Below are 23,511 nucleotides of genomic sequence, written 5' to 3' on the forward strand. Positions count from 1 at the left end.
AGAACGGTATGAAAACGAAACAGATAATAATGGGGGTGCTAAGCTTATTGCTTTTTAGTGTAGGCTGTTCAAAGTCCTTTTTAGATAAAACTCCGCAGGGAGAATTAACGGGTGAACAAATTGATTCAAAAGATGGGGTAGAGGGTTTGTTGATAGGAGCTTATGGTATATTGAATGGTAACCGTGATGGTACATGGGGCAACTATGCCTCCGCGCCGAGCCAATGGCTTTTTGGAGAGGTGACAGCTGATAATGCCCATAAAGGGTCGGAAGAGTCGGATCAGCCTAGTATGAGCGTCGTGGAGCTGCTCCAAGTAAATCCGGCGAATACCAATGTACATGTCATGTGGCGTGTTTATTATGAAGGGGTGCAGCGCTGTAATATGGTGCTGAAAGGATTAAAGAGAGATCAGGAGGGTGCTAAGACGATTTCTGCAGCGCGAGCCCTCGAGATTGAGGCGGAAACGCGCATGCTACGCGGTCATTACTACTTTTACTTATGGCGTGTATTTAAAAATATTCCATGGGTCGATGAAACCATGACCGAAGAGCAACGACGCGTAGAGCCAAATGATAAGGATGTTTTTCCTTTGTTTCAAAAGGATATTCAATTTGCTGTAGATAATCTGCCCGAAGGAAAGATCAATGGTGAAAAAGGACGTATGGATAAGCGCATCGCTAAAGCATACCTCGGGAAGCTCTTCCTTTACAAAAAACAATTTAGCCTAGCATTGCCTCTCTTTGAGGAGCTGCTGCAAGGTCAAAATCTAATCGCTATGCCTTTTCAGGATAACTTTAATGTCGAAAAGGAAGATGGCCCTGAAGCTCTTTTTGTAGCCAAGCATGCTATTAATTCCAATGGATCTGGCGATAATGCCAATGTCGGCGATATGTTAAGTGGTCTCTATGGTACTGCCCCCGTATCTTGCTGTGGCTTTTATCAACCAACCATTGACCTGGTCAACGCTTACCGTGTGGATGAAGATGGATTACCTTTTCTAGATGAGGGCTATCGCGACAGTCCTTATGTGTCAGATTTTGGCTTAACAGAAGCCGAGAAAAAAGTATACACCTTGAATGACTCTTTGCGCTTTGACCCTCGGTTGGATTATACCGTAGGACGTCGTGGCGTGCCTTACCTAGATTATGGCGTTATGCCTGGTGATGCTTGGATTCGTGCGTCAAGCTATGCAGGTCCATTTGTAGGGATAAAAACAATGGTTTATAAGCAGCAATTTGCAAGCTACACGGTGCCGGGAATGAATCATGTAACGGCCTTAGATGTAAATATTATACGTCTGGCTGATGTGGTGTTGATGGCAGCCGAATGTGCGATTGAAGAAGGGGATCTTGCCAAAGCGCTACGCTATGTAAATACAATACGCGCGCGTGCAGCAAAGTTGCCCGCCAAAGTAGTGAATGGTAAGCCTACGGCTGACTATATCGTAGGGACCTACTTATCATTTCCCAACGCCGATTATGCGCGCAAGGCAGTGCGCATGGAGCGTCGCTTGGAGCTAGCAATGGAAGGGCATCGTTTTTACGATTTAGTGCGCTGGGATATCGCGACGGATGTGATTCGTAGTTTTGCGACCTTTGAAAGCAAGTATTTGTCCGCTTACAAGGATAAACAATACCGACCTATAAATGCGCTCTTTCCCATTCCACAAGAGGAGATTGATCGTAGCGATAAGGTGCTAAAACAAAATCCAGGTTATTAGCCTTTTTCGTAAAGGCTTTTTTACTAAACCCTTCCTGAAAAGTGAAGGGTTTTTTATTTTCCTTTTTTGTATGTTTACAGGATGAAAAAAAGCCTTGTCGCCTTATTTTTTCTTTTCTTAACGGGCAAGCTGGTTGCTCAAGAATTTGATGCTTTAAAAAGTGAGTTTGATAGATCCGATGCCTTAAAGGGGTATTTTTATGGATTTAACCTCTACGATGCCGATAATAATCGTTTTCTATTCGGGATTGATGAGAATAAACATTTTACACCAGCTTCAAATACGAAGATATTTACCCTTTTCAATAGCTTGAAGCATATTGGTGATTCTATTCCAGGCTTGCATTATGTCGAGCGTGGTGATTCCATTATCTTTTGGGGAACGGGCGATCCTACCTTCCTGCACAGCAAGCTAGATTCGCATAAAGTGTTTGATTTCCTACGTCAAAAGGGGAAGCAGCTTTTTTATGCCGATGGCCCTAAGCCGCAAGAGCCTTTTTATAGAAATGGTTGGGCTGTGGAGGATTATGAAGAATATTACCAACCTGAATTGGCCACATTCCCAATCTATGGTAATGTCGTCACCTTTCGTGAAAAAGCTGGACGCATGAGTGTAGTGCCCGATTATTTCCAAGAGGCCACAAAAGTAGGAGACCCTCAATCGGGGAAATTTAGCCTTACACGCACCTTCGATCGTAATGAATTTTGGATGAGCGCAAAGGTAATTCCAAATCGCTATGTGAATGAGAAGCCTTTCCGCTATTCCACGGCTCTTTTCCTAGAGCTTCTGCAAGATACCTTAAAGAAGTCTGTGCAACAGATAGCCTACGAGAAGCCTAAAGATGTTAAGGTTATTTATTCTACGTCGACCAAAGAGGTGCTGCGCGAGATGATGCTGCCTAGTGATAATTTCTTGGCGGAGCAGCTAAATATGGTGGCTGCCCTGCAATACTATGGGAACTTCAATACAGCGAGTATGCGCCAGTATATGGAGAAGACATACTATCATTATTTTTCTGATAAGATTGATCTTAATGATGGGAGCGGGCTTTCTGCTTACAACAAGGTGACGCCACGCAGTATGGTAGAACTCCTGCTCTTGGTGCAGCAAGAGGTGCCGAATCCGGTAGACCTTCATTATTTGTTTCCAACAGGAGGTGTGGATGGAACTATACGGTCGGCATATGCATTAGATAGAGGGGAGCCCTTTGTATGGGCTAAGACAGGGACAATAACGGGCGTGTATTGCCAAAGTGGCTATATCAGAACACGTTCGGGACGAAACCTCGTGTTCTCCTTCTTGAATAACAACTTTATAGGCTCTGCAACACCGATTCGTAAGGAGCTGGTGCGCCTGATTACTTTTATTAGACAGAATTATTAGGAAATAAAATCTATTGGTATCTTCGCCACTTGCACATGAAAGTTATAGAGAAAAATAATAAGAAGCTGATTCGGTCTTGGTCAATGTATGACTGGGCGAACTCCGCCTACAACCTCGTAATTACGTCCACCATCTTTCCGGCCTATTATACGGCTATTACCCAAACGGAAGAACAGGGGGATGTTGTTAATTTCTTCGGTATTAAGGTTGTGAATACCGCTTTATCAAACTTTACTTTAGCTGGGGCCTACCTACTAATGGCTTTGGTTTTGCCTTTTGTTTCTTCCTACGTAGACGTGAGAGGGAAGAAAAAGCAAGCGATGATGTACTTTACGTATCTGGGGGCGTTGTCATGTATGGGTTTGTTTTTCTTTAAACTAGAGACCTTAGAAATCAGTATGATCTTGTTTGCTTTAGCGGCAATGGGCTATATCGGTGGTGTTTTATTTAATAATTCTTACCTCCCTGAAATTGCAACCGTCGATCAGCAAGATAGAGTGAGTGCGCAAGGTTTTGCTTTTGGTTATATCGGATGTGTTACCCTACAAATTATCTGTTTAATTTTTGTTCTGAAGCCCGATTGGTTTGGAATTACAGATGCCAGCTTTGGTCCGCGTCTTTCCTTCCTATTAGTTGGATTATGGTGGGCAGGCTTCTCCTTGATTCCATTTAGAGCTTTGCCAAATAATGAAGGGTCTGTTATCAAGGCCTCCAAAAATATGTTCCGTACGGTTGTTATCGAGTATAAAATTGTATGGCGTAAGATTAGCAAAATAGCGAGTATACGTAACTTTCTGCCGGCATATTTCTTTTATTCTGCGGGTGTGCAAACGGTAATGATTGTCGCTGCCGCCTTTGGGGCCAAAGAACTTAAGATGGAAAGTTCAAAGCTTATCATTACGATATTATTGATTCAGTTAGTGGCTATTGCCGGCGCCTACCTGATGTCTTTGTTATCCAAGAAGCTGGGTAATATTCCCGTGTTGATGTTGGTAGTTTGCGTATGGGTGGGTATCTGTTTTTCCGCCTTCTACATCCAAACGGAGACCGCCTTTTATATGTTGGCTGCGGTCGTTGGTTTAGTGATGGGCGGCATTCAGTCTTTATCCCGTTCTACGTATTCTAAGTTTTTACCACGAACGATAAAAGACACCGCTTCATTTTTTAGTTTTTACGATGTGACAGAAAAGATTGCTATCGTTGTTGGTTTGATTGCTTTTGGCGTTATAGAGCAATTGACGCATAACATTCGGTATTCCGCATTATCTTTATCTGTATTTTTTATAATAGGCTTACTACTTTTAGTAAGGGTTTTGAAATTCAATAAAACAGTTGATGCATGAAGGTAGAGTTGTTTATTCCATGTTTTATAGATCAGATATATCCAGAAACAGCATTTAACACCATCAAGCTGCTGCAAAGGGCAGGGTGCGAGGTGGTTTATAATCCCGAACAAACCTGTTGTGGGCAGCCCGCTTATAATGCTGGCTTTTGGGATGAAGCTAAAAAGGTAGGACTTAAATTCCTAAATGATTTTTCCGAAGATTGTTATATCGTTTCTCCCTCCGGTTCCTGCACAGGGATGGTGAAAAATGGGTATAATAACCTTTTTACAAATTCTACAGCGCATAATCGATGCCGTAATATTCAAGGAAATATATACGAACTCTCTGATTTTTTGGTTAATGTGGTGAAAAAAGAGTATTTTGGAGCTGAGTTGCCAGGCACAGCTGTATACCATGATGCTTGCTCCGCTTTGCGTGAATGTCGTATCAAAGATGAACCTCGCCGTCTGCTCGCTGAAGTAGGTGGGTTGGAAATATTAACGATGCGCGATCAGGAAACATGCTGTGGCTTTGGTGGTTCTTTTGCCGTGAAATATGAAGGTATATCTGCTGCAATGGCAGAACAGAAAGTGCAAAATGCACTAGCCGTGAAAGCGGACTTCATCATCTCTACGGATAGCTCCTGTTTGATGCAGCTGCAAGGCTACATCGATAAGCATGAGCTCCCACTGAAAACAAAGCACATTGCTGATGTCTTAACATCAGGTTGGGCGAATATTTAACATAAACCTAAAAACAATGAATTCAAGGAGAGTATTTTTAAAAAATTTGGGCTTAGCTACGGCAGGCCTAGCGGTGGCACCATCACTAGATTTATTTGCAGCGCCAAAATCATGGTTTGAAATTTCTCTAGCCGAATGGTCTTTGCATAAAACAATTTTTAAAGGCGATCTTAAGAATATAGACTTCCCCGAACTAGCGGCTAAGAAGTTTGGTATCTATGGTGTAGAATACGTAAATCAGTTTTTTAAAGATAAGGCCAAAGATATGACCTACTTGAAAGATTTGAACAACCGCGCCAAAGATAATGGAGTGACCAATGTGATGATTATGGTCGATGGCGAAGGTAACTTAGGCGATAGCGAAGAAAATAAACGTAAAGAAGCCGTAGAGAACCACTATAAATGGATCGACGCAGCAGCATTCTTAGGCTGTAAGTCTATCCGTGTGAATGCAGCAGGGAAAGGTACACCTGAGGAAGTTAAAAAGCAGGTGGTGCAAAGTTTAAGCACCTTAGCAGACTATGGTAAGAAAGCTAAAATCAATGTTATCGTAGAAAACCATGGTGGCATCTCTTCACATGGAGACTGGCTTTCTGATGTGTTACGCACGGTGGGTAAAAAGAACTGTGGTAGCCTTCCTGATTTTGGTAACTTCTACGAGTACGACCGCTACCAAGGTGTTAAAGATTTGATGCCTTTCGCAAAAGGAGTGAGCGCAAAAACACAAGAGTTTGATGATAAAGGTAATGAGACGTTAGTTGATTACGAACGTATGATGCGTATCGTTAAGGAAAATGGTTTCCGTGGTTTTGTCGGTATCGAGTATGAAGGAAAGACCCTTTCGGAAGAAGATGGTATCATTGCCTCTAAAAAGTTGTTAGAAAGAATTAAGTCTTTGGTGTAAAGATTTATAAGTATATATGATAAAGTTTTTCTTTAGTTCTGTTTTGCTGTTGTTAAGTTGGTGTTTCATCAGCGTAAATAAAGTACAAGCGCAAGTCAATTTTCATGAAATGGGAAAATGGCAAGATAGTTTGCTCCGTTTAGAGGGGCAGATAAAAGTCTTGCAGAGCGATGCGGAACGACTAGAGAAAAACTTTGTCTTTGTAAAAACATTAGTCTCTTCACTCAAGGAGAGGCATGCCTACCTGTTTAACTTTGATAAGCTAAGCAGTATTACCGTCTTGCGGTCTCCAGACGATTCCTTCCGTATCTTTTCTTGGAATATTGACCTCAATGATGGCTCATACCTCTATTATGGAGCTATACAGCGTAAAACAAAAGATGGTAAGCTGTCGCTCGTACCTTTGCTAGATAAGACTTTCGAAATTCAAAAGCCTGAAGAAGCGCTCCTCAGCCCTGATAACTGGTATGGTGCGCGTTATTATGATATACAGCCCCTCGGTAATGCCTACGTGCTTTTGGGGTGGAAAGGACATAATGCCGACTATACGCAAAAAGTAATTGAAATATTACATTTGCAAAATGACCAATTTATACTCGGCAAAACTTTGTTTGCCGATCAGCCCAATTCACAACGTAGAATTTTTAATTTTAGTAAGCAAGCTTCTATGTATTTGAAGTTTGATAGACCGCAAGAGCGTCTGATATTTGATCATATAGTGCCTGCTAACAGTAGTTTTACGGGGAATTTCAAGTATTATGGACCCGATTTAAGTTATGATGCATATCTCCTAAAAGGAGGGAAGCTACTTTTAAAAAGCGACGTACCATTCGCTAATGCGCCTCATGCCGACGATAATTCAGCAATTATACCCGGACAGGCTATTCCTAAAATGAAGAGCGGTTTGTAGCACTTTGCTAAAGCTAGGTGTTGGAAATATGCCGTTTTTTATTTTCTTTGTATAATCTACCACAGTTATTAAGCGATATCTTACGGGAAGACATTAAAATCATTAACATAAATTTATGACAGAAGTGAAAGATGAAGTGTTGGTAAGCCACTTGGCAAAACAAGGGGTTGACGACAAAATGGTGCTAGGACATCCAGCGAGTTTATTCGTTTTGTTCTTTACCGAAATGTGGGAGCGTTTCTCCTACTACGGAATGCGGTCATTATTGACAGTGTTTCTTGTTTCGGAAATAGCAAAAGGTGGATGGGGATGGTCCAACGAGCAAGCTATTTCTCTTTATGGATGGTATACCATGCTTGTTTATGCCACACCTTTACTCGGTGGTATCATCGCCGATAAGCTTACAGGCTACAAAAAAGCAATCCTCTTAGGCGCTTTAATTATGACCATGGGACATGCTGCAATGGCTTTAGAAGGTTTTGATCAAAATTTCTTTTACTTGGGTTTAGTCTTTATGATTCTAGGTAATGGTTTGTTTAAACCAAATATCTCGTCTATGGTAGGACAATTATATCCAAATTCTAGTGCTAAAAAAGACTCTGGTTACACGATTTTCTACATGGGTATCAATGCTGGTGCTTTCTTAGGCTCTTTGCTATGTGGTTATTTAGGAGAGAAAATTGGCTGGCACTATGGTTTCGGTCTTGCCGGAGTGTTCATGTTCTTCGGAATGCTTCAATTCTACTTTGCTCAACGCATCTTCGGGGTGATTGGTGATAAACCAAAAAGCAAGAAAGAAGAATTAGAAAAAACTGACGACAATGAGGAGGTTTTAGCTAAGCATGTCGTGCGCGACCGTCTTATTGTAGTAGCTGTATTGATGATAGCAAGTATCTTTTTCTTTTTCGCATTCGAGCAGGCTGGTGGATCCATGTCTATCTTTGCAAAAGACTATACACAGCGCTTGCTAGAAGGGGATGCAGCAACGACTTTCAAATGGATTGATGCTGCTTTAACAATTCTTCCAATTGGTATCGTTACCTATGTGTTGTATAGTTTGGCCATTAAGATTGTTGGTAAATATCCATTAACGATTCTATTTACGGCGTTATCATTCCTTGCGATTACCTTCTTAGGTTTATGGAAAGTGCAGCGTGAGTTTTCTGCTTTAGAAACAGAAGTTACCGTTTCTTGGTTTCAGATTTTAAATGCCTTCTTTATTGTAACCCTAGCTTCTTCGTTTAGTAAGTTTTGGGAGCGCGTTTGGAATCCTAGTGGTCCGGTTAAGTTTGCATTAGGCTTGCTATTAGTCGCTGTAGGTTTTGGTGTTTTAGCGTACGGAAGTATGAGTATTCCGCAAGGAGCGAAGACAGCATCAGTAAGTATCATTTGGTTAATCTTAGCCTACTTCTTCCATACCACGGGTGAGCTTTGCTTATCACCGGTAGGGCTTTCTTATGTTAGTAAGCTATCGCCGAAGAAATTCTTAGGTTTAATTTTTGGTTTCTGGTTCTTAGCGTCTGCCATCGCAAATAAAATGGCTGCCTTGACTGGGGGATTAATTGATAAAATTGCGGAAACATACTCTATGAGTACGTTCTTCCTAATTATTGCTGCTTTGCCAGCAGGAGCGGCTTTACTACTTTTTGTGTTCAGCCCAGTATTGAAAAAATTGATGCACGGCATCAACTAATATAAATTGTATTAAAACCTTCATGCATCGATAGGCGCCAAGCTTAAGATCATGAAGGTTTTTTTGTTGTAAGCCATATTATACCTTATTTTTTATTAGTACTTTAGCCCCTTCATCTAGCTCACCTTCAATAGGCTAGCGGAGCGCATTTAAGAGCGTGTGAGGCCTCTTATTGCATTTAAACGTAAATTTTTCTAAGTTTGACCATCTTAATTTTATAATATGTCAGAAAACTCTTCTGTTTCAATTCAGGAAGAAACGAAATTATTAGGCCATCCGCCTGGATTGTTTGTCTTATTCTTTACCGAAATGTGGGAACGCTTCTCTTTTTACGGAATGCGTGTTCTTTTAATTCAGTTCTTAACCGCTTCGGTTTTGGGATTAAACCCTGGTTGGGGTTGGACTGCCGAACAGGCTGGTGCTTTATATGGTACCTATGCTATGCTTTTATACATCACACCAATATTTGGTGGTGTTATTGCTGATAAATATATTGGTTCGCGTGCTGCCGTTATCGTAGGTGCTGCAATCATGACTGTCGGTCATGCCGCGATGGCATTCGACTCACCATTGATGTTCTTCGTCGGATTGGGCTGCTTGGTGTTGGGAACAGGTTTCTTCAAACCGAATATGCCTGCTATCTTAGGAGAGATGTACAAGAAATTCCCAGAGAAGAAAGATGGTGCTTACACTATTTTCTACATGGGTGTGAACGCTGGTGCTTTCTTCGGAATGATGCTTTGTGGTTATCTAGCAGAGACAATCGGCTGGCACTGGGGATTCGGCCTAGCGGGTATCTTTATGCTATTAGGAACAATTCAGTTCTGGTTAGCAGGTCCTTTATTGGGTAAGTTGGGTATCTTAGACAAAGCAGCGAACGGAACTAAAGAGGTTAAGAAAGATTTAGAAGAAGGGGAGATTAAGCATAATAACTTCACAACCTTAGACATCGTATTGATGACCATCGTTGGTGTTGTGGGATTAGTTTATGCGTTTAATGATCCTTTATCGAAAAATAACGTGATGGATGTGTTCGCTTTTATGGATACGCCCTATCTACGTGGTCAATATATCATGATTTTTGGCGCTTTAGCGTTATTCTTGTTCTTAGTGATTTCGCGTATTCAGCGTTATTCGAAAGTCGTAAGAGACCGCATGTATGGGGTTATTCTATTAGCCTTCTTCTTGGTGTTCTTCTTTATGAGCTTCGAGCAAGGTGCTACTTCATTAGTATTAGTAGCCCGTGATTATGTAAACCGTGAATTGACAGGAAGTAGCTTAATGCTATTCAATATTGTTAATACCTTATTAACGATCGTCCCTTTAATTATTATCTCTTGGGTATTAATTAAGCTAGCGTTGCTTACATGGACAAAAATAGCTTGGTCTAATATCATCCTTTTCGTTTGTTTTATCCTTATTTGGGGAGCAGGAATCTGGATGTTGTACCGTGAGTTTACAGCAGAGATTTCAGAGATTAAAGTATCTTGGTTCTCTATCTTAAACTCTTTCTTCATTATTGCGTTGGCATCTACGGTTTCCAAAATTTGGGACTCGAAGTATAATCCTTCGGCAGCCGTGAAATATGGACTTGGTTTATTCTTGGTGGCTATAGGTTTCTTGATTTTAGGATTCGGTGCTTTAGGTGCTGGCCCTGGCGTTAAGATATCGATGGTATTCTTGGTGTTAACCTACCTTTTCCACACCTTAGGTGAGTTGTTTATCTCGCCAGTAGGGCTATCCTATGTCTCCAAACTGGTACCAGCGCGTATGTTGGCCTTTATGTTTGGTATGTGGTATTTAGCCATTGCGATCGCACAAAAGATGGCCGCAATTCTAGGTGGACAGGTAGAGACCATTCAAGCGGACTATTCCTTGAGCCACTTTTTCTTCTTGTTTACAGTTATCCCTGCGGCGGCAGGCGTGTTGGTAATCCTACTAAACCCGCTTATCAAACGCTTGATGCACGGAATTAAATAAAAGCGTATTTTTGTGAAATGCCTTCCTTAGGAAGGCATTTTTTTAATTTATATAATAATGTCAAAACAGTTAACCTTAGAAGAAATCCAAAATTTCGAGGGGAAATACCCTAAGCAGTTATGGTACCTGTTCTTGGTGGAGATGTGGGAACGCTTTTGTTTCTACGGTATGCGTGGGGTACTCGCCATTTTTATGGTGGATCAATTGCTGCTTTCCGAAAAGAACGCCAATTTAAAATACGGAGCTATTCAAGCATTCGTATACGCCTTTACTTTCGTGGGTGGTATTTTTGCGGATAAGATTTTAGGGTTTAAGCGCTCTTTAACCTTTGGAGCCTTAATGATGATCGCTGGAAACGGCCTAATCGCGGTAAACCCACACGATTTCTTCTACTTCGGTATTGCCTTAACTATTATTGGAACAGGTTTCTTTAAGCCTAATATTTCCTCTATGGTGGGAGAGCTCTATAAAGAAGGCGATGCACGTCGTGATGCTGGTTTCGGTGTGTTCTACTCAGGAATCAATATCGGTGCCTTAATGGGCGGTGCTTTATGTGTATGGTTGGGTAAAGAGCATTCTTGGAATTTAGCATTCTTAGCTGCTGCCGTAGTTATGGTCATTGGTCTAGTCGTGTTTATGCTAACGAAAAAACACTTAGGACCTATCGGAAATAGCCCTATTGAACACTTGCCTAAAGGAAAGAAATTGACACGTGAGGTGTTAGTTTACTTAGGCGCGATAGCTGTGATTCCATTGATCTTTATGATGATTCACAACACCAACTACACCGATATGTTTATGTATATCATCGGTCCTGTAGCCTTGTTGTATTTCTTTTATATGCTTTTTAGAGAGAAAGAAAAAGCCGTACGTCAGCAATTGACTGCTGCCTTAGCCTTGATTTTATTCTCTATCTTGTTCTTCGCTATCTTCGAGCAGGCGGGAGGCTCTTTAGCGCTCTTCGCAAACAATAACTTGAGTCATGACCTCTTATTTTTCTCCATTGACCCCAATGTAGTAAACAACGGTGCCAACTCGCTATTTGTTATTGTTTTCAGTCCCTTGTTGGGATTATTATGGTTAGCGATGGCGAAGAAAAAAGTAGAACCTAATACGGTAGTGAAATTCGGATTAGGCTTCTTACTACTCGCTTTAGGGTACTATATCTTTTTCAATACGCGCTTTTTCGCTGACGCGGATGGAAAAACGTCTTTAGGCGTATTTACCTTAGCTTACCTAGCGGTAACCATTGGTGAGCTTTGTTTGTCTCCAATCGGTTTGTCGATGATCACCAAACTGTCGCCACGCCACTTAGGTGGTATGATGATGGGCTTGTGGTTCTTGGCTAGTGCATATGGTCAGTATGTAGCAGGTTTATTAGGCGCAGGCATGTCTGCACCCGATGAAGGCGCATCCTTACTTGACAAGTTATTAGCCTACACAGCAGGTTACCACCAATTAGCAATCTACTCCTTAGTTGCTGGTGTAGCCATTATTTTGTTGTCTCCACTAATCAAGAAATTGATGCATGGCGTAAACTAGTCGCAAAAGCTAGTACATAAAATATTACAGCTTGCTCGCCAGTAGAATAACAGGCGAGCAAGCTAAACCAACTTAATTATATTCTTAATTTCGTACCTTTAGGGTTGTTTAACACATAGTCAGTGGCAGATAGCATTGTAATAATTCCAACGTATAACGAAAAGGAAAATATCGAAAAGATTTTACGTAAAGTATTTTCGTTGACGGTAGATTTCCATGTGCTGATAGTAGATGACGGTTCTCCAGATGGAACGGCTGCTATTGTAAGACGCTTACAAACCGAATTTCCTGAACGTTTGTTTATGGAAGAAAGATCAGGAAAGCTGGGGCTAGGCACAGCCTACCTCCATGGCTTCAACTGGGCATTGCAGCGCACGTATGACTTTATCTTTGAAATGGATGCCGACTTTAGTCACAATCCTGAAGACTTGTTAAAGTTGCGCCAAGCTTGTTTGGAAGGTGCCGACATGGCTATCGGTTCCCGCTACATCAACGGGGTGAATGTCGTAAACTGGCCTATGAGTAGGGTATTGATGTCTTACTTCGCCTCCGTTTATGTACGCCTAATCACGGGTATAAAGATTCAAGATGCCACAGCAGGCTTTGTGTGTTTCAGCAGGAAGGTATTAGAAAAAATTCCGCTCGATGCTATCAAATTTGTCGGCTATGCTTTCCAGATAGAAATGAAATTTAAAGCTATAAAGTATGGCTTTAACGTAGTAGAAGTACCTATCATCTTTACGGATCGTACAGAAGGGGTTTCAAAAATGAGTACCAGTATCTTTAGAGAAGCATTCTTTGGTGTGATTCAATTGAAGCTAGAAAGCTTGTTTAAGAAATATAATTGATTAACTTAGGTTGAGGAGAAAAAGGAATGAATGAACATCTTGATCCAAATGCTGAACGCTTGAATGCTGTCGATAAAGACATTGAGCGTGCTTTGCGTCCGCAGGCGTTTGAAGATTTTACAGGACAGGAAAAAATCCTTGAAAACCTATCCATCTTTGTGCGTGCCGCAAAATTGCGCGGTGAAGCATTAGACCATGTATTGCTCCATGGCCCTCCAGGGCTCGGAAAAACGACGCTTTCCCATATTATTGCCAATGAAATGGGGGTGAATATAAAAATCACCTCTGGACCTGTTTTAGATAAACCGGGCGATTTGGCAGGGTTGTTGACTAACCTTGAAGAAGGTGATGTGTTGTTTATCGATGAAATCCATCGGCTAAGCCCATTGGTTGAAGAATACTTGTATTCGGCCATGGAAGATTTTAAGATTGATATCATGTTAGAATCGGGGCCTAATGCACGATCGGTACAAATCAGCTTAAATCCATTCACCTTGATTGGGGCTACCACACGTTCAGGATTATTAACAGCTCCTTTACGTGCCCGTTTTGGAATTAATTCGCGATTACAGTATTACGACGCAAAGTTGCTAACGACTATCGTGTTGCGCTCGGCGACGATTCTTAATACGCCTATTACGGAAGAAGGAGCTTATGAAATAGCGAGAAGAAGCCGTGGTACACCGCGTATTGCTAATGCCTTGTTGCGCCGTACGCGTGATTTTGCACAGATAAAAGGTAATGGCTCCATTGACCGTGCCATCGCGCAGTATGCCTTGAAAGCATTGAATGTCGATGAACATGGGCTTGATGAAATGGATAACCGAATATTGTTGACTATTATTGATAAATTTAAAGGTGGTCCTGTAGGGGTGAAGACAATCGCAACAGCGGTAGGTGAGGATGAAGGGACAATTGAGGAGGTTTATGAGCCTTTCTTGATTCAAGAAGGCTATCTAATGCGTACATCACGAGGGCGTGAGTGCACAGAGCTTGCTTTTAAACACCTGGGAAGGAATAATTTCAGTAAGGGTAATACACTTTTTTAACAGAAAAATATAATGACGTTACGTACACTAATTTGTAGTTCTATTGTTGGATTAGCGCTTCCATTTACTTTGAAGGCTCAATTATATTGCCCGCCAATTGCTGGAAACAGTAATGGAGGCAAAATTGATGTCACACTAGGTGGTGGACCGACCTTATTGTATGGTGATATTAACCATACGAAGAATATGGGATATGGAGTCTTCTTAAAGGGGGATTACCGTATCTATAAAGGTTTTTATGCCGGTTTAGAAGCTCAAGTTGGTAAATTAAAGGCTATAGGTGAAAAAAATCCTTATTCAGCAGAATGGGATCCTCGTGAAGCAAGCAATAGCTATTTTGCTTTTATACTTAATGCTACGGTATATCCCTACCGCTTTTTTGTGGAAGAGCGTGAATTAGAACGTAAAGGATTTTTTGAACGCAATATTCTAAATGGCTTTTATGTAGGCCTAGGTGTTGGTTCTATATTTAACAGCTATCAGTTTAATGATCAAACACGTGGTCAAGTAGATTTTTATGATCGTACAGATCCTGATAATCCTATATTGGTGCGTCAATTACATAATGGTGATATCAACGGCCCGCGTGATATACGAAGACGAGAAGGAGAAACAGGTGAACCTGAAGAGTATATCGCTTACCGTAGAACAGCTAAGGATGTCTTGTTGCCAATTTTAAATGTCGGCTTGGCCGTTCCTTTAAATAAGAGAACAAGCTTTGACGGTCGCTATTTTAGCGCTGTAGTGCAGAGTCAGTTTAACTTTGCGCGTGGGGAGAACTTAGATGGTTATGACCCGCGTTTGCCTGGACCTACCGAATTGGATTTAGGCCCACGTAGAGAAGGGGCAAAGAATGATATGTACAACTTTACTTCCGTAGGTTTAAAGTATACGTTTTAGAATACGCTTCCCTCGGCTAGCTAGAGCGGCAGATGGGCTTTGTAATAAGAAATTTATTTGAGCAGCAAGTTCAGCCTTAATCCAAGGATGCTTGCTGCTCAACGCGTATAAGACATCCATGCAATTGACACGCGCTGCCACCGGACAGTCTTCATCAATCAACCAATTGAAAACATGCTCAATTATTAGTTCTTCTTCATCGCCGGTCACAGCGATGCCCGTTTTAGCTTTCGTGCCTAGCATAAGCAACTTGCTGTAACTGCGAATGCAGCTCCAGTTTTTCTGCTGCCCTAATAAGCTGATTAACTTTTCGTAAATCTGGGGTAGTCGGCTCTGGTCTTCCAATATAACATGCTCCAGCAGCCAAGCAGAGCGGAAGGCTATTTGGGCATCGCGATGAAACGTATAGTCTAAAAGCAAGCCTATCGTCAAGCCATTTTCTTCAATAAAATCTTTAGAAAATACCTTCGCTGGATAATTTCGTATTTCCGTTTTTAAGAATTGCTCGATTTCCGCTTTATTCGCCATAAAACTTGCTGTTGAAGTTTACCAGGAATAGCTGTTGCGTGGCGCGGGTGACAGCGGTATACAACCAGCGTAGAAATTCCGTGTTCATCATCTCATCTGTCAGGTAGCCTTGGTCGACAAACACACAAGGCCATTGCCCGCCCTGCGCCTTATGACAGGTTATAGCGTACGCAAATTTTATTTGCAAGGCATTATAGTAGGGGTCCTTTTTAATGGCTTCCATACGGTCTTTACGTGCTGGAATGTCAGCATAGTCTAAAGCAATAGCCTTATAGAGTTTCTGCTGCTCCTCGTAGGGTAGGTTTGGCGCATCGACATAAATGCTGTCCAAAAGCACGCGACAGGTGATGGGCTCTGTTTCTTCATTATCCAGAAACTCCAAAGCGATATCCGCAAAGCGGAAGCCATGCTGCTCATGCATATTGCTCACTTTACGTACTTTAGCCATATCACCGTTGGCGATAAAACCCGTATTCGTCTCATCATGCTGCTGTAGCCAGTAATAATTATTACGAACCACCATAATAAGGTCGCCACCTGTGATCTCTTCCTCTTGAAATAAAATCTGATGGCGTATATGTTTGTTGTATAGGTTTGCAGACCGGTTGGAACGACAAATGACCATGGTATTTTCCATGTCAAAATGATCATAACTATAGTTTAAACCCTCCAATAACCGGTCGCCATTCATCCGAAAGATATCCTTAAATCCTTTAGTTTGAATTTGTGGAAAGGGCATCTGCTCGGTTTCCTCATCGCGAATATCGTTGCGTATACGTGTCGCATTAAATAAGATTCCCGATGCCTTCTGCTGCCTCACAACCTCCTGTAGCTCGTAGTGAATGACCTGTAGGTTGTAATGGGCTGCAAGGTGCGCCGGGTCCAAAGCTGGGCTTTCCAGCATGCCTACAGGAGGGAGCTGGGCCACATCACCAACAAATAGTAAAACACAGTTTTTACCTGATTTTACAAACCGTATTAAATCATCCAGTAGGCTCTTTGAGAAAAACTGAAGGCCATCATCCGAAATCATAGATGCCTCATCAATAATAAATAAGGTGTCTTCATGTGGATTATCGGCTAAAACAAAGTCAAGCTCTATACTAGCAGCAGATTTCTTGCGGTATATTTTTTTATGGATGGTAAGGGCTTTCTTACCGGCGTAGTAGCTCATTACTTTGGCTGCTCGGCCCGTAGGGGCCAAGAGCACGCTGCGTTTGCGTAGCCGTGGAAGGATATTTACCAACGCGCTGATGATGCTTGTTTTTCCCGTTCCGGCATAACCTTTCAAGACAAAACACTGCTGCCGATCGAAGCGGCTGAGAAACTCATCTAGCAGTTGGAAGGCAACCAACTGTTGTGCCGTTGGTGTCCAATGGAACTGTTGGATAAGGAGTTTCTCAATATGCATATGCAAAGTTATCCAAAAGGTTGGTCAATTCAATTGTAAAAGCTAATTTTGTTTACCCCAATACTATTGGGTCACTATAATAAAACACATGAATTACACCTCTAAGAACTTTCAGTTACACTACCTTTCAAGCTATAAGCTACTCGTGAAAACGGATTTTCAGCAGGACACCCTGCTGGTCTTAAATGCGGATAACGAGGTAGAGATTTTATATACCTACGCAGCCGATGCTCCTGATAGTGAAGCGATGAAGCTCTTGAGTCTTCCTTTTCAACAGGTGTTTATTAATATCCCTTTGCAAAGCTTAATACTCGTTCCCTCGGAAGTTTATGACGACCAAGACGTAACGCTTTACCAAGGTTTTCAGCAAGATGAACGCTTAGATCGTACCAATAGTTTGAGTTTAGAAGAGTGGGGGTTAACCGCTAGCTACCAGTATGATTTGCTGCTCCATAATCGTTGGCGCAAAATATTTCCTGAAGCAAAGTTTGTTGCCGATTTCCAAATGTTGATGCATCAGCTGAAGGCTAATCTGCCGGCTGAAGGACTTGTGTTAGGAGCGCAGTTTAGAGACCAACAGGTTGATATGTACTGCTTCAACGATGGCGATCTACAGTTTTACAGCACCTTTGATATTCTTACGGCCGAAGATCTGAAGTATTTTGTATGGAATACATTGCAGACATTGGGCGTTAAGCAGCGTGCTTCACAATTTGTGATTTCTGGGGTAGCAAGTAACCATGCTTATGTTACGGCGCTTCGCCCTTTTGCCGATAAGGTCATTCCTTTGCAGGGAGGCATAGCCATTCATTATCCTGATGTGCTGGCGGCCGACAGAATGGAAGCTTTAAACCTTTTAACGACAGCACCACTATGCGTATAATAGCAGGTAAGTTTGGAGGTTTACGCCTTACGCCACCGGGAAATCTGCCGGTACGTCCAACAACAGATATTGCAAAAGAAGCCTTGTTTAATATTCTGGACAATAAAATTGATTTAGAGGAGGTCGACTGTTTAGATCTTTTTGCAGGTACTGGAAATATAAGCTTTGAGCTAATTTCTAGAGGTGTGAAGTCGGTAGAGTCGGTAGATATTCATTTCAAATGCTTGCAGTATATTTCTGAAACAGCGAAAAAAATGAAAATGGAGGGTATACGTACACGTAAAGCCGACGTTTTGAAGTTTATTGCTAAGCCATCGGGGCCGTACGATTTTATTTTTGCCGACCCTCCCTATGACTTACCCGCATTGCCACAATTGGCCAATACGATACTAGCGACAGGTCTGTTGAAAGAAGATGGCGTGATGGTTATTGAACACCCGTCGACACGACAAATGGATGAATCACCTTATTTATTGGAAACACGGAAGTATGGTTATTCTTCTTTTAGTTTCTATGCGTTAAGCAAATAGTTGTACACAAGAAAATCGAAGCCATGAAGATAGCCGTTTTTGCAGGATCTTTTGATCCTTTTACCTTAGCGCATCAAGATATCGTAGCGCGTGCTTTGCCGCTGTTTGATAAGATTATCATTGCCGTGGGCGTCAACTCCTCAAAAAAGGGATTGATGGACTTCGAGGACCGTGTCGCAGGAATTAAGCTGTTGTTTGAAAATAATACACAGGTGGAGGTTCAGCAATTTACAGGTTTGACTACCTCATTTTGTCGCACTGTAGATGCGCGCTATATCCTACGTGGATTGCGCAACACCACAGATTTCGATTTTGAAAATGCCATCGCACAGAACAACCTGATATTAGCGCCAGAAATAGAGACCTATTTTTTAATGGCACGTACAGGATTGGCACATATCTCCTCTACGATTGTACGAGATATCCTCCATAATAATGGCGATGTATCCACGCTAGTGCCAGCAGCAGTGCTGGGCTTTATAAAAAAAGGGTAAAACGATTACGTTCTACCCACTTTAACTTTTCTACCTTTTATCTTCTGCAAGTTGGCTTCCTTGATGATTTGAATCGCTAGGTGACGCTCAACGGCTACATATGATTCTTTCTCTTTAATCTCAATAAGTCCAACATTTTCCTTTTTGATATCTGGAAGGTTCAACAAAAAGCCTACAACATCAATTTTATTGATTTTATCTTTTTTACCTCCGGTGATGTATAATGTCGCGTAAGGGGAGTTCGGTGGAAGCGGATAATCATCGCGGTCCAACACCTCTTCTTCATAATCTTCTACAAGATAAGGATAGCTGTCTTCTGGTTTGACGATGATGAAAACTTCTCCCGATGCCTGCATACGTGCTGTACGTCCGTTACGGTGAATAAAAGCGTCTTCCTTAGGCGGCAATTGGTAGTGAATAATTGTATCTACTTCAGGAATATCTAGACCACGAGCAGCCAAATCTGTAGTTATTAATATACGGTTTGAGTTGTTTCTAAATTTCAAAAGTGCCAATTCACGATCGCTCTGCTCTAGTCCGCCATGGAAAAGGTCATGAATAATTTCACGGTCTTCTAATAGCTCTGAAATATGGTCAGCCGCTTCGCGGTGATTACAGAAAATAATCGTTTTCTTAGGTCCGTTTTTACAGATAAGCTTAAATAAGGCTTTAAGTTTATTTTGTGCAGGAGCCACAACCTTCTTAATCGTCAGCTTTGGCGCTGCCTCAGCATGGTGTAAGTGGTTGACGGTGACATGTTGACCGATGCCCGTAAATTCCGGTATTTCTGTCATCATCGTCGCCGATGTTAAGATGCGCTGCGACAAGTTTTGTAAGCGCTCGATGATATAAATCATTTGACCCTGAAAACCGAATTCTAAGGATTTATCAAACTCATCTAAAATTAACGTGTTAATGGTTTCCGGACGTATCGTTAGCCTTTCTAAATGATACATAACACGACCAGGTGTACCAATTAGGATGGCAGGAGCCTCTCTTAGCTTATTACGCTCTACTTTGGTGTCATTACCACCATAACAACAGGTTACTTTATAGCCTTGGTGTACCTTGCGTATAACCTGCTCAATCTGTAGGGCCAGTTCACGGGTAGGAACCAAGATCAGTGCTTGCACGCCTTCCTTCTCTGGAGAAAGCTTTTGTCCTAAAAGTAAACTGAAGGCTAATGTTTTACCCGAACCAGTAGGAGAGTGCAGTATAAAATCTTGTTGTGCATCATACCTTTCTAAAACCTCCTTTTGCATGGCGTTTAGTTCGGTGATCTGCATTCTATCGAGAACTTGCTGTATTATCATAGCGCAAAAGTAGTGTTTTTATTCGTTGTATTGGGGATTTGTCAATAGATTGTCCAGAAGACGTTAAGGATATGTTAAAATCATATGTGCCAATTAGCTTTGGCATGTAAGTTGAATATGTACTAGTATTCATAATTTAGGTTAATAATTGGTTAGTTAGTAAGACTTCAATCTCCCCGGTTGGAGTCTTATTTTTTTATACCCCTTTAAAAACCCTCACAAAAAACAATAAAAATATGCCAATCATTACCTTTTAGATGCAAATGAGAACAGGTCCCCAAACAAGAATAAAAATATGCTAATAATTAGCCCGGAGGGGTAACATCTTTATAGGAAATATAACGTTTATAAAAACCGACCCCAGTGGGGTCGCATATAAAGAGAGATTTCAAGGAATATTTCCAAACGATGCTTCGACAGGCTCAGCATGACAGTTTGGAATGGGCTCTACATTAAATAGAAACCAATAAATAAATGGCGATAGAAAGTAAAAAAAAGGCCTAGGCATCTGCTGCGTAAATCGTAGCGCAGTAAATTCCGCAAGAAGAAAACTCTGTCTGAGCGTAGCGAGTTTAGTTTTGTTCCGGAATTTACAAGCGAAGATAGCAGCCTATGCCAGCCTTGATTTTTGCCAAACTTTTCATCAAGGAAAAGTTTGAAGCCCCGTCCTGGCTAAGGACAGGCTCTATCGTTAAGAAAAAGACTTTTATGAGCGTTGCAAACGCTAATCTCCAGCATCCTCGTTGCAAACGAGGACGATAGACGATAATAATATTCGACCCCGCTGGGGTCGTACCTCCGTTTAAACTAAGCTATAAACATGTCAATCCTCCGGATTGAATCCCTTTAAAAAGCCTTATAAAAAACAATAAACAGATGCCAATCATTATCCTTTACATGAGAACGAGAACAGGGACCTAAACAAGAATAAAAATATGCCAATCATTACCTTTTAGATGCAAATGAGAACGATATACCTAAACAAGAATAAAAATATGCCAATCATTACCCTTTAGATGCAAATGGGGACAGGTACTTAAATAAGAATCGAAATGAGATAATCATTTACCCCGGAGGGGTAACATCTTTATAGAAAATATAACGTTTATAAAAACCGACCCCAGCGGGGTCGCATCTAAACAGAGATTTCAAGGAATATTTCCAAATGATGCTTCGAGGTGTCATCCTGAGCCTGTCGAAGGGTCAGCATGACAGTTTGGATAGGTAGCTGCAAAACAAAAAGATTTGCTTTGCTAAGAAGAAGGCCTAGGCATCTGCTGCGTAAATCGTAGCGCAGTAAATTCCGCAAGAAGAAAACTCTGTCTGAGCGTAGCGAGTTTAGTTTTGTTCCGGAATTTACAAGGGGAGATAGCAGCCTATGCCAGCCTTGATTTTTGCCACACTTTTCATCAAGGAAAAATTTGAAGCCCCGTCCTGGCTAAGGACACGCCCTATCGTTAAGAAAAAGACTTTTATTAGCGTTGCAAACGCTAAGCAACAGCATCCTCGTTGCAAACGAGGACGATAGACGATAAATAATATTCGACCCCGCTGGGGTCGTACCTCCGTTTAAACTAGGCTATAAACATGTCAATCCTCCGGATTGAACCCTTTAAAAAAGCTTTACAAAAAACAATAAAAAGAGGCTAATATCATTACCCTTTAGATGCAAACGAGAACAGGTACCTAAACAAGAACAAAAATATGCTAATATCATTACCCTTTAGATACAAATGAGAACAGGTACCTAAACAAAAATAAAAATATGCTAATATCATTACCCTTTAGATACAAATGAGAACAGGTACCTAAACAAGAATAAAAATATGTTAATCATTTACCCCGGAGGGGTAACATCTTTATAGAAAATATAACGTTTATAAAAATCGAGCCTAGCGGGGTCGCATATAAATAGAGATTTTAAGAAATATTTCTAAACGATGCTTCGAGATGTCATCCTGAGCCTGTCGAAGGGGGCAGCATGACAGTTTGGATAGAGCTGCAAAACAAAAAGATTTGCTTTGCTAAGAAGAAGGCCTAGGCATCTGCTGCGTAAATCGTAGCGCAGTAAATTCCGCAAGAAGAAAACTCTGTCTGAGCGTAGCGAGTTTAGTTTTGTTCCGGAATTTACAAGGGGAGATAGCAGCCTATGCCAGCCTTGATTTTTGCCAAACTTTTCATTAAGGAAAAGTTTGAAGCCCCGTCCTGGCTAAGGACACGCCCTATCGTTAAGAAAAAGACTTTTATGAGCGTTGCAAACGCTAAGCAACAGCATCCTCGTTGCAAACGAGGACGATAATAAGAAAATTGCAAAAACAAAAAGATCCAAGGTCATAAAAAAAGCCGTCACAAGGACGGCTTTCTATAATTTTTTGGATTCAAGCTTCGCTTAGAAGTGGAACTGAACACCTAAAGTTGGAGCTAAAGAGTTAGCATCTAAACCAAATTTGTTTGTAGAAACATCAGTAGTTTTGTTTTTGTCATTTTCGTAGTATAAACCACGAACTTTCAATTCGATACCAATTTTGTTAGTAGGGAAGAAAGCAAAACCTGGAGCAATCTCTACACCGATATGTTGTGTTTTCTCTTTTACATCACCAGTAGCTAATTCTGAAGTTTCTTTACCCCAAGCCATAGGAACTGATAATTGAGAGAAGAATTTGAATTGACCTTCACCAACATAGTTTCTTACGAAAGGAGCAACTTTGAAAGCGTCAGTTTTTAATGTTGGAGCAGTTGTGAACTCCTCTTTAGACCATCCGTAACCGATACCTGTACCAACTGCCCAGTTGTCAGCTACGAAGTAACCTACTGTAGGGTTGATAGAGAATCCTGTTGCTTTGTTATCTGTATCTTTTGTTTTTGAAGTTTCAAAACTTACTTGACCGCCAACGATGAATTTTCCTTTTTCAGTTTGTGCGTTTGCTGCTAATGATAATGCTGTAACAGCTGTTAATGTTAAGAATAAATTTTTCATAGTGTTAAAATTAATTGTTCTCAAATATTGACTATTTATCTATTTGATTCAGTTAGTTCAATACTTATGCCAAACTAAATTTAATATTGTCATGATAATGTTTGTTTGTGCAACTATCTGTTTTATTGTTTATTTAAGTTTAAAAATTTGGTAAAAATGCTGTTTTAGCGAATTTGTGCTGACTTTTTAACTGACAAAAGTTGCATAGATTGTGCAAAAAAATGTGGTGTTGGCACTTCATGCCACTCTATTTTGTTTAAAGGACTTTTTTGATGGGCCAATCGTTTTGGCTTATGGAGGTTGCCACTCAAATTAGCCTATTCACCTAGGGATATTTTGTCAGTTGGGCTAGCATTATGGCAGGGGATGTCAGTTTT

At 41.2% G+C, this 23,511-nt stretch carries 19 protein-coding genes; 15 read left to right on the top strand and 4 right to left on the bottom strand.

Annotated elements, in window-relative coordinates; all coding sequences use genetic code 11:
• The first annotated feature begins 8 nt into the window (after positions 1–8).
• The 12 genes from WH223_RS15635 (at position 9) to WH223_RS15690 (ending at position 14,998) form a co-directional block, all read left to right on the top strand.
• Entirely contained in the window at positions 9–1,721 is a 1,713-nt protein-coding gene (locus tag WH223_RS15635) for a RagB/SusD family nutrient uptake outer membrane protein (RefSeq protein ID WP_340048695.1), read from the top strand.
• 81 nt (positions 1,722–1,802) lie between these two features.
• The gene (locus WH223_RS15640) at positions 1,803–3,104 is read left to right on the top strand and encodes a D-alanyl-D-alanine carboxypeptidase (protein ID WP_340048696.1); all 1,302 of its coding nucleotides are present in this window, start codon (positions 1,803–1,805) and stop codon (positions 3,102–3,104) included.
• A gap of 35 nt (positions 3,105–3,139) precedes the next feature.
• On the top strand, positions 3,140–4,447 hold the full coding sequence (locus WH223_RS15645; protein WP_340048697.1) for an MFS transporter: 1,308 nt from the start codon (positions 3,140–3,142) through the stop codon (positions 4,445–4,447).
• Positions 4,444–5,172, top strand: a complete 729-nt coding sequence (locus WH223_RS15650; RefSeq protein WP_340048698.1) for a (Fe-S)-binding protein — start codon at positions 4,444–4,446, stop codon at positions 5,170–5,172. Before WH223_RS15645 ends, WH223_RS15650 begins: the two co-directional genes overlap by 4 nt.
• Positions 5,173–5,188: 16 nt before the next feature.
• Positions 5,189–6,076 carry a sugar phosphate isomerase/epimerase family protein gene (locus WH223_RS15655; RefSeq protein ID WP_340048699.1) on the top strand — a complete coding sequence of 296 codons (888 nt, stop codon included), beginning with the start codon at positions 5,189–5,191 and terminating at the stop codon, positions 6,074–6,076.
• A 16-nt stretch (positions 6,077–6,092) separates the two neighbouring features.
• A complete protein-coding gene (locus WH223_RS15660; RefSeq protein WP_340048700.1) occupies positions 6,093–6,986 on the top strand; it encodes a hypothetical protein in 894 nt (297 codons plus the stop codon).
• Positions 6,987–7,101: 115 nt separating this feature from the next.
• Positions 7,102–8,679 (top strand): peptide MFS transporter, encoded by a 1,578-nt coding sequence (locus WH223_RS15665; protein WP_340048701.1) that lies wholly within the window; start codon positions 7,102–7,104, stop codon positions 8,677–8,679.
• A 222-nt stretch (positions 8,680–8,901) separates the two neighbouring features.
• Positions 8,902–10,659: a peptide MFS transporter gene (locus tag WH223_RS15670; RefSeq protein WP_340048702.1), complete on the top strand. Its 1,758-nt coding sequence runs from the start codon at positions 8,902–8,904 to the stop codon at positions 10,657–10,659.
• A gap of 57 nt (positions 10,660–10,716) precedes the next feature.
• Entirely contained in the window at positions 10,717–12,201 is a 1,485-nt protein-coding gene (locus tag WH223_RS15675) for a peptide MFS transporter (RefSeq protein ID WP_340048703.1), read from the top strand.
• Between the two features lie 122 nt (positions 12,202–12,323).
• Positions 12,324–13,049 (top strand): polyprenol monophosphomannose synthase, encoded by a 726-nt coding sequence (locus tag WH223_RS15680; protein ID WP_340048704.1) that lies wholly within the window; start codon positions 12,324–12,326, stop codon positions 13,047–13,049.
• Between the two features lie 26 nt (positions 13,050–13,075).
• Entirely contained in the window at positions 13,076–14,098 is a 1,023-nt protein-coding gene (ruvB, locus tag WH223_RS15685; RefSeq protein ID WP_340048705.1) for a Holliday junction branch migration DNA helicase RuvB, read from the top strand.
• Between the two features lie 12 nt (positions 14,099–14,110).
• A complete protein-coding gene (locus tag WH223_RS15690) occupies positions 14,111–14,998 on the top strand; it encodes a hypothetical protein (protein WP_340048706.1) in 888 nt (295 codons plus the stop codon).
• On the opposite strand, the gene WH223_RS15695 is transcribed toward WH223_RS15690, so the two are convergent.
• Positions 14,981–15,526 carry a hypothetical protein gene (locus WH223_RS15695; protein ID WP_340048707.1) on the bottom strand — a complete coding sequence of 182 codons (546 nt, stop codon included), beginning with the start codon at positions 15,524–15,526 and terminating at the stop codon, positions 14,981–14,983. The genes WH223_RS15690 and WH223_RS15695 overlap by 18 nt on opposite strands.
• Positions 15,516–16,937 carry an ATP-dependent DNA helicase gene (locus tag WH223_RS15700; RefSeq protein ID WP_340048708.1) on the bottom strand — a complete coding sequence of 474 codons (1,422 nt, stop codon included), beginning with the start codon at positions 16,935–16,937 and terminating at the stop codon, positions 15,516–15,518. The genes WH223_RS15695 and WH223_RS15700 overlap by 11 nt, the downstream gene beginning before the upstream one ends.
• A gap of 88 nt (positions 16,938–17,025) precedes the next feature.
• Here WH223_RS15700 and WH223_RS15705 point away from each other — a divergent pair, with 88 nt between their 5' ends.
• From WH223_RS15705 to coaD, 3 genes are read left to right on the top strand one after another with little or no spacing between them, the layout of a single operon-like run.
• On the top strand, positions 17,026–17,820 hold the full coding sequence (locus WH223_RS15705; protein ID WP_340048709.1) for a DUF3822 family protein: 795 nt from the start codon (positions 17,026–17,028) through the stop codon (positions 17,818–17,820).
• The gene (gene rsmD / locus WH223_RS15710) at positions 17,811–18,350 is read left to right on the top strand and encodes a 16S rRNA (guanine(966)-N(2))-methyltransferase RsmD (protein WP_340048710.1); all 540 of its coding nucleotides are present in this window, start codon (positions 17,811–17,813) and stop codon (positions 18,348–18,350) included. The genes WH223_RS15705 and rsmD overlap by 10 nt, the downstream gene beginning before the upstream one ends.
• Before the next feature lie 23 nt (positions 18,351–18,373).
• The gene (coaD, locus tag WH223_RS15715; RefSeq protein WP_340048711.1) at positions 18,374–18,844 is read left to right on the top strand and encodes a pantetheine-phosphate adenylyltransferase; all 471 of its coding nucleotides are present in this window, start codon (positions 18,374–18,376) and stop codon (positions 18,842–18,844) included.
• A 5-nt stretch (positions 18,845–18,849) separates the two neighbouring features.
• Here coaD and WH223_RS15720 read toward each other — a convergent pair whose 3' ends face one another.
• Both WH223_RS15720 and WH223_RS15725 read right to left on the bottom strand, forming a co-directional pair.
• Complete coding sequence (locus WH223_RS15720) at positions 18,850–20,157, bottom strand: DEAD/DEAH box helicase (protein WP_340048712.1); 1,308 nt, start codon at positions 20,155–20,157, stop codon at positions 18,850–18,852.
• Positions 20,158–22,546: 2,389 nt separating this feature from the next.
• Positions 22,547–23,134, bottom strand: a complete 588-nt coding sequence (locus WH223_RS15725; RefSeq protein ID WP_340048713.1) for an outer membrane beta-barrel protein — start codon at positions 23,132–23,134, stop codon at positions 22,547–22,549.
• Between the last annotated feature and the right edge of the window lie 377 nt (positions 23,135–23,511).

Source organism: Sphingobacterium sp. MYb382, from assembly GCF_037572665.1.
Lineage (GTDB): Bacteria > Bacteroidota > Bacteroidia > Sphingobacteriales > Sphingobacteriaceae > Sphingobacterium.